This is a genomic window from Blautia sp. HCN-20427, assembly GCF_037890365.1.
Classification (GTDB): domain Bacteria; phylum Bacillota; class Clostridia; order Lachnospirales; family Lachnospiraceae; genus Blautia.
Genome location: NZ_JBBKBX010000060.1, coordinates 1 through 1,573, shown reverse-complemented (window position 1 = coordinate 1,573; position 1,573 = coordinate 1). Strand labels below are relative to the sequence as shown.

The following is a 1,573-nucleotide window of genomic DNA, read 5'->3' as shown; positions in this document are numbered from 1 at the left end:
CTTGAGTTTCCGCAGTTTTATCCACAGAACCTATAATCATCCTTGCTGATTATTAACAACTTTTTAAAAATGCCAAAAATATAAGGAATCCTATTCCTTTTTGATGTAAAATTTAATCACCACAAAAAAATCGTACTAAACAAAAAAGAGGAGGATTCCCTGTGGTTAATTGTACATCAAAAACTTATCAAATGAAACGGGAAATTTTAACTTTTTCCAATAAAATTTCCAGAAAGCTTCCCAAACCGGAAAAAAAGTTTATAGCTGACATGAATTATGGTATTCTTGCTTCCAACAGTTGTCTCCTTACAGACATTGTTGACCAGTTACATGAGCATTCCAAAAAAATCAACAGTGTCGACCGCCTTTCCAGACATTTGTCAAAAGGTACACCAAAAGATGCTTTGAGAGCCTACCTGACCCACATAAAGAAATGGTGTCCGGCTCATCCTGTCATTCATATCGATGACAGTGACGTAGTAAAACCGGATGGTTATAAATTCGAATCCCTTGGCTGGGTACGCGATGGCTCTGAGAGTACTTCTACAAAAAATGTCTATAAGAAAGGGTATCATGTAACGGAAGCCACTGTCCTTACCAACAACAATCATCCTGTCAGTCTGTTTTCTAAAATCCATTCTTCAAATGAAAAAGGCTTCACATCCATCAACAATATTACTTTTTCTGCTATGGAACGTGCAGCTGCTTTATTTGAAAAAGCAACCTTTGTCATGGATCGCGGATATGATGATAACAAGATGTTTCTAAAACTGGATTCCATGAATCAGGACTATGTGATTCGTCTGACTGCAAAGCGGAAGCTCCTGTATCATAATAAATGGGTATTTGCCACCGAACTGCGCAGCCGCAGGAAAGGCAAGGTAAAACTGCCTCTGTTCTACAAAGGGAAGCGGCATGAGGCTTGTCTTTCCCATGTAAAAGTACAGATAACTGCATCCAGAAAAGATATTTATTTAGTCCTTGTTTACGGCATTACTGACCAACCTATGATGCTTGCAACGAACAAAGAAATCAAATCGAAAGACGATGTGATAAAGATTGCAAAACTTTATTTTTCCAGATGGCGCATTGAGGAATATTTCCGCTGTAAAAAACAGATGTTTCAATTTGAAAACTTCCGGGTACGGAAGCTCAAAGCAATCAATGCCTTAAATTTCTATATCACTTTATGCATGGCATTCCTGGCTCATATTTCCATGAAGCCGGAAACAAATGCCCTTAAAGTTGCTATTATAAAGACAGCAGATCCCATAAAAGTGAAAATATCTTTCTGCTATTATCGGCTGGCAAAAGGCATCTCCGGCATACTATCCTATGCAAAAGAAGGCATCCGACTATGGTTTCGGACGAAACGTCCTGCATACCGTCAACTCTGTCTTAAGCTGGCTGTTTAAATACATAAAAAAATATGTCTCCCAAAGTCCGGTTCCGGCGGGGCTTATTAAAGTGCCCCTAATCACAGAACTGCCATTCTGAATTTTTCAAAAAGTCGGCAGATTGGCACTTTGGGCAGACATATTCATTTTTGAATTACAGTTTGCGGAAACTCAAG

1 protein-coding gene is annotated in these 1,573 nt (G+C 38.8%); it reads left to right on the top strand.

Annotated features, from left to right (window positions below; translation table 11 throughout):
• The first annotated feature begins 161 nt into the window (after positions 1–161).
• On the top strand, positions 162–1,415 hold the full coding sequence (locus tag WKT17_RS16180) for a transposase (protein WP_294542139.1): 1,254 nt from the start codon (positions 162–164) through the stop codon (positions 1,413–1,415).
• Positions 1,416–1,573 lie beyond the last annotated feature (158 nt).